Raw genomic sequence first — 6,222 nt, forward strand, 5'->3', positions numbered from 1 at the left:
CACAAGCCCATCCCCTACGTTCCGTAGGTGTCAGATAACTATAAGATTTTGTTCTTGAAGAGAGAATTTTTTGATATTGATTGCAGCATTTATATCTCTATCATGTTGTGTTTTGCAATCAGGACATACCCATTCTCTAACTTTCAAGGTAAGATTAGAATTGTGATAACCACAAACATTACATATCTTTGAAGAAGGCTCAAATCTACCGATTCTTAGAATAGTCTTACCTAACCAATCAGCTTTATATTCTAATTTGGTTACAAAACTGCTCCAACCTGCATCTGAAATAGATTGAGCCAGACAGTGATTCTTGACCATGCCTTTAACATTCAGAGTTTCCAACGATATAGCTTGGTTCTCGCAGATAAGTTTAGAAGAGAGTTGGTGTTGGAAATTATTCCTCTGATTGCTAATAGTTTCATGGATTTTTGAAAGATGATGTCTTGCTTTAGTACGGTTATTAGAACCTTTTACTTTCTTTGAAACTCTTTTCTGCAAACATTTCATTCGTTTTAGAGAATTTTTAAGGTATTTCGGATTCTCAACTTTTTCACCTGTAGAAAGAACTGCAAAATCTTTGATACCTACATCAATGCCTACAGTGTTAGATTCTGATATTTCTTGTTTATCAGGAAGTTCTACTCCATTATCTACAAGAATAGATATGAAGTATTTTCTAGTACATGACCTTGAAATGGTTGCAGTCTTCATAGTACCTTCAAACCTTCTATGAAGAACTGCTTCAACTTCACCCATTTTTGGAAGCTTGATAACATTTCTTTCAAAATCTACTGTATAATGCTGTGGCATTTGATAAGATTGAACTGGATTTTTCTTTGATTTGAAGTTAGGGAATCCAGATTTTTCTCTAAAGAACTTAGTGAAAGCGGATTCTACGTTTACTAAACAAGCAAGTAGAGCCTGAGAATTAGCTTTTTTCAGCCATTCATTAGAAGGTTTTACTTCGTGAACTAAAATCTTTTGTAAGTCAAACCTTGATATTGATTTCTTAGTTTGCTGATAAGTTTTAATTTTCTGTTCTAAAGCCCAATTATAGACGAATCTACATGCACCAAAATGAAGATTTATAAATTCTTCTTGGTTTTTGTCTGGGTAGATTCGGTACTTATAGGCTTTTAACATAATATAGTTTATACTTTTTAAAGATATATGTACATTTCGCTAAAATGTAGTTTATTAAGTTATAAAGTTATATTTACTACTGTGCGAGGCTGCGCTTTCATCCCCCACCTGTCGGCTGATGCCTCCGAGGAAGGGGACTTCACGCTGTGCCTCTGCGCTCCCAAGTTAAAAAGATTAAAACTCAAAGACCTGCCCGTCATACCCCAGGGGCAAAAACATCGATTCGATATTATGCGGGCGGTAGAGATGGCTGAGGTGGGTCAGGACCACTTCTTTTGCATTGAGTTTTTGTGCAAGTGCCATAGCTTCTTCCGAGTTCATGTGTTTCTTGATATGGATTTGCGGAGGAACTATAGCATCTGCAATAAGAAGATCCGGCTCCTTCATAAACTCCAGGCTTTTTTCAGGAATCTCCGGGTTCGTATCACTGGTGACCACAACCCGGGTATTCCCCTCCTGGATAACAACGCCCGCAGGGGTTTCTACCGGGGGGTGGGAAACCTTAAAAAGGGTGAACTGAAGCCCGATTAATTCGAAGGGTTCATAGAAATTTACGTAGTGGTACCTGGGTTTCAGGAAAGAAACGTACTGGTCTATGTAGTCCAGAGTTTCTCTAACTCCATAGACAGCAACTTTATTTTGAACCCGATAAAACTCCCCGAAACCTGCGTAGTGGTCGTAGTGACCATGTGTCCAGATTACCCCGTCTATGCCCGAAAGTTTTTGCTTGAGAAACTGCTGCCTGAGATCAGGACTGGTATCAATAAGAATTTTACCCTGATCAGACTCCACAAGGATAGAAAAACGAAGGCGCTGGCTCTTTCCACCTTCACGGGCATCAGTGCATGCCGGGCAGTTACAGCCGATTTTAGGAGTCCCAACAGCATCACCTGTCCCGAGCAGCTTTAGCCTCATGAAGAACTCTTCCCTTTATATTCATCGGATTTGAGATTTGCCCTTTCATCAAAGGACTTTACTGCTTCCAGCAGGTCCTGCTGGGTAAGTACCTTGCGTTCTTCCAGAAGAGCACTCAGGACAGCTTCCCTGATAACCATGCGCAGGTCAGAACCCGAATAATTCTCTGTCAGTGACGCAATCTCTCCGGTATCAAAGTCTCCCTCTATGTGCCGGGTCACAATGTCCAGGATATTTTTACGCATACCAAGGTCAGGCAGAGGGAAATGGACGATTTCGTCAAAACGCCTCCACGCTGCACTGTCAAGCATCCGAGGGTGGTTTGTTGCAGCAATCAGAAGGACTCCATGCTCTACGAGGCTGATTTCATCTATAGCTTTCAGGAGAGTATTGACCGCCCTCTTGATTGCAGCGTTTTCGTCTGAAGTCCTGGCTTTTGCAACAAAGTCCAGCTCATCTATGAAAAGAATGCAGGGATTCAGCTTTTTTGCAAGCAGGAAAACACGGTCTATATTTTTTGCAGTCTCGCCAAGGTACTGATCCGTAATCATTGAGAGTTTGACCTCAACAAAGGGAATGGAGAGCTGTTCTGAAAGTGCACGGGCAACTGAGGTTTTTCCGGTACCCGGAGGCCCGACAAACAGGAGTTTTCCAATATCATGCAGCCCTATCTCCCGCAGGTATTCCCTGTGCTTGATGGCTTTCATAATTTTTTCAATTTCGTCTTCCTGTTCCTCGGTGAGCACAAGGTCCTTGACTTTCTGTTTAACGTCTTCAGGAGCGATAATGACAACGAGCTTGAGCATTTCTTCGCTCTTGTCTTCTTTCCTGATTTCAGCTATCAGAGATTCTATCCATTCCCTGTCGACTTCCTTTGGCCTGATCTTTGCTTTTGCAGCTGCATAGTTTGCAACTTCATCCTTCCTGATTTCTCCAAAGTAATAAGCGAGGACTGGATTGTTATCTATTCTCTCCTGAGATCCTTCCTGTTTTTCAAGCCATTCCGCGGCAAGTTCAAATGCGCTCAGGCGGAGTTCAAAGTGAGCCCTGTCAATGGATATGAAAGGTACATTCCGTACACTTTTTTCGATATCTTTGATCCCATATAGTTTTTCGATCCTGACAAATGAAGCTATAATGGGTTTGGGAACCGTTTTTTCTGTGCTGTTCCAGTAACTTTTCCGGATATTTTTGGGAAGGTCATTTACATCCAGTTCTGGATAGCGGTTATAGATCTCTGCGGTCAGCAGTAGCTCTACTATGTCTAGTATAATTCCTGACATGTTTTTTTATCCGTTGCGTATTGAGATGGGTCTTTAATTAGGTGGTGGGCGCTCAAGTGATGTAAGTTCTTAATTCTTTGATTAAGTTGTTAAAACTATTAATTGATTTTCTTCAATGATATAATTTACGAAGCAGGAGACAGACTCTGCGGAAGGACAGAAAACCGGCAGGAGATGATAACTTTATCTAGCAGAAAGACTTTATCATTTACTCCGTCTCTTCATGAAACCGAGAGTATATTTCAGGAAAAAATCTCTGCAAATCTGCAACCATCTCGAGTTTCAGGGAGTATCTTTGTGAGTTCTGGAAGTGATTCAATCACTACCATAAAGCATCCAGTTCCGGTACATATTCCATATCCGCTTCTGAAATGCTCAAAGCGTTATTAAAGAGCTCATATATTAAAGTTACTGTTATTCCGGGATAATTTTTCCGGAAAATCTCTCTATCTAAGGAAATCAAAAATTATCCCTAGAGAGGACCACTGCATGAAAAGAGAACAACTCTATTCAGGGAAAGCAAAGACTATCTATGCGACAGATAATCCCGACACCTTTATCGCCGAATTCCGAAACAGCCTGACCGCGTTCAACGGAGAAAAGAAAGGCGAGATGGAAAGGAAGGGTTACTACAATGCCCAGATCTCAAAAAAGATATTTGAGATGCTGGAAGCCAGCGGGATGAAAACACATTTTGTCAGCATGCTTTCTGACATCGATATGCTTGTAAAGAAAGTAGAAATCATAAAGATCGAGGTTATTGTTAGAAACATTGCCGCGGGTTCTATTACAAAGAAATACCCTCTGAAAGAAGGTACTATTTTCGAGTTCCCGGTTATCGTTTTTGATTTCAAAAGCGACGAGTACGGAGATCCAATGCTGAATGATGACATCGCTGTTGCGCTTGGTGTTGCAACACGCGAAGAACTTGCTGCACTCCGGAAGCTTGCGCTCAGGATCAACGAGCTGCTTGTGCCCTACCTTGACGAGAAAGGAATCCTGCTTCCCGACTTCAAGCTTGAGTTTGGAAGAAGGGACGGGGAAATAATCCTTGCCGATGAAATTTCCTGCGACACCTGCCGTTTCTGGGATAAGAAAACCGGCCAGTCCATGGACAAAGATGTCTTCAGATTTGACAAAGGCGACATTTCCAAAGCTTATGAAGAAGTTGCCCGGCGCATTGTGCCCGAGATCTTTTAATAAGCCTGGGAAAGATTGAAGGTTTGAAGAAGCCTGAAAAGGCTTTCAAATCCTTCTTTTGGAATATTACTTTTGGAATATTACTTTTGGAATATTACTTTTGGCTTTGTGGACCTATCCACACTTAATTTTATTTTACAACACATTACGAATTTTTTAAATTACAAATTATTCAGGAAACCCTGTCCCTGAGGTTTTTGCATATTTTTCAAGCTCTTTGCGACAAAGAAATAAAAAAGAAAAACCTTATCAGGTAAGATTATCCACCTGTAGTCGAAAATATACATCCCGGTGGAGTCCCTTAAGGCTTCCGAATGGTTAGAATACCCTCTTTTTAACTTAATCATGTTTTTAAAAAGAAATCAAGCGTTGTCTGGAACCGGAAGTCAGAAAGCATCTTTGCCTGCTGCATCCACTCTGATTTTGGGGTTTTTACCCTTTCCGTAAGGTCCGAAACTGCTGCTTCCAGGGAATCAAAGGTTTTAGGAGGATTTTGAAGAGCTTTTCTCATGCCCTCCCTGACCACCCAGACCCCAAGAGGGGCCCAGTAATCAGGAGTAATCTCCCTCAACACAAAGACCGAAGCCTGTCTTTTGATTTCTGTCAGGTACTCAAGCACAGGAAGCCTTGCTGCATAATAACCCCCTGCAAGAGGAGAATACCCTTTTTTTCCTTCAAGGCCTTCGCTGTCCTCTCCTATCCAGCTTGATTCCCCGGACCAGACTGTTTTTGGGAGCCAGATTTCAATAAGTTCGAAAGAATAAGCCCGCGGAAGGATGAGGACCTCAAAATGGTTTCCGAAATGTGTCCCGCTGAAAAGCTTAATGTCAGAAACCCACGGAAAGTCCCTTATGCGGTCTGCAAGTTCCTTTCCTGCCATATCATCCACAGCTGTGATAGACCAGCGGGTAGGCACAATTTTACGTTCTTTCCCGAGCAGGCCTATAGAAAAAAGGCGTGTGATATGTTCAGTAGAAACATCACTGTTTAAAAGTTCGGTGACAGCGTCTTTTGCGAGGGCATCGGTATCATAGACCAGGTAGTCCACTTTTTTAGGGACATCCGGGTTTTCGGCAAGCTCAAAGTTTTTCACAAGCCCGGAGGGACCCATAGGTGTAAGGACTGCATCGAACTTGAGTTCCTGTTTTGGGGCTTTAAAAAACCAGGCTTCAGTATCGACTGGCTTACTGGAAAGCGCCAGTTCCTGAGCCTTCACCAGAAGAGGATTTTCTTTGCTCCGCGCATCTTTTATATGCAGGCTCGTGTTTGCCCTGACCATACGGGAGCGCATGGAGATGATATCTTCGATCTGCATGTTCCCCCAGGCTGAAGGATCTTCGAGAAGCAAAGCTTCGTTTTCCGTTGCCAAGGGAGGAATCAGGGGGCCCGCCGAAACCCTGGGGTAACCGTGGCTTCCGACAAAAAGAGCCGGGGGAGAAGCCCCGAATACAGAATCTCCAGAGATTACAGGTGAAATTGATTGCAAGGATTTAAATTTTTCAAGGATTGGGCAGCGGGGGCGCCCACAAAGTCCTTTTCCCTTGCACTTGATACACAGTGTGTCTTTCACCTTTAATTCATATCCTTACAGATGATGCAGGCTTTAGCTTCAGGAACAGTCCTGTACAGCCAGCCAGATTTTTGAACAAAACAACATATGCTACACATACCCTCTACC

5 protein-coding genes are annotated in these 6,222 nt (G+C 42.5%); 1 reads left to right on the top strand and 4 read right to left on the bottom strand.

Features of this window, described 5'->3' with window-relative positions; translation table 11 throughout:
* Positions 1–30: 30 nt before the first annotated feature.
* The 3 genes from tnpB to EO95_RS09485 form a co-directional block, all read right to left on the bottom strand.
* On the bottom strand, positions 31–1,146 hold the full coding sequence (gene tnpB, locus EO95_RS09475; RefSeq protein WP_048134183.1) for an IS200/IS605 family element RNA-guided endonuclease TnpB: 1,116 nt from the start codon (positions 1,144–1,146) through the stop codon (positions 31–33).
* Between the two features lie 174 nt (positions 1,147–1,320).
* Positions 1,321–2,061 (bottom strand): MBL fold metallo-hydrolase, encoded by a 741-nt coding sequence (locus EO95_RS09480; RefSeq protein ID WP_048134185.1) that lies wholly within the window; start codon positions 2,059–2,061, stop codon positions 1,321–1,323.
* On the bottom strand, positions 2,058–3,344 hold the full coding sequence (locus EO95_RS09485; RefSeq protein WP_048134187.1) for an ATP-binding protein: 1,287 nt from the start codon (positions 3,342–3,344) through the stop codon (positions 2,058–2,060). The genes EO95_RS09480 and EO95_RS09485 overlap by 4 nt, the downstream gene beginning before the upstream one ends.
* Before the next feature lie 489 nt (positions 3,345–3,833).
* Between EO95_RS09485 and purC the strand changes: the two genes are divergently transcribed.
* Entirely contained in the window at positions 3,834–4,544 is a 711-nt protein-coding gene (gene purC, locus EO95_RS09490) for a phosphoribosylaminoimidazolesuccinocarboxamide synthase (protein ID WP_048134190.1), read from the top strand.
* A 343-nt stretch (positions 4,545–4,887) separates the two neighbouring features.
* On the opposite strand, the gene EO95_RS09495 is transcribed toward purC, so the two are convergent.
* Complete coding sequence (locus tag EO95_RS09495; RefSeq protein WP_048134193.1) at positions 4,888–6,114, bottom strand: Nre family DNA repair protein; 1,227 nt, start codon at positions 6,112–6,114, stop codon at positions 4,888–4,890.
* Positions 6,115–6,222: the final 108 nt, after the last annotated feature.

Origin of the sequence: Methanosarcina sp. 1.H.T.1A.1 (genome assembly GCF_000979295.1) — an archaeon.
Classification (GTDB): Archaea; Halobacteriota; Methanosarcinia; order Methanosarcinales; family Methanosarcinaceae; genus Methanosarcina.

Coding starts and splice junctions, on each gene's coding strand:
- tnpB (WP_048134183.1), bottom strand. CDS start 1,146: ATGTTAAAAGCCTATAAGTACCGAATCTACCCAGACAAAAACCAAGAA.
- EO95_RS09480 (WP_048134185.1), bottom strand. CDS start 2,061: ATGAGGCTAAAGCTGCTCGGGACAGGTGATGCTGTTGGGACTCCTAAA.
- EO95_RS09485 (WP_048134187.1), bottom strand. CDS start 3,344: ATGTCAGGAATTATACTAGACATAGTAGAGCTACTGCTGACCGCAGAG.
- purC (WP_048134190.1), top strand. CDS start 3,834: ATGAAAAGAGAACAACTCTATTCAGGGAAAGCAAAGACTATCTATGCG.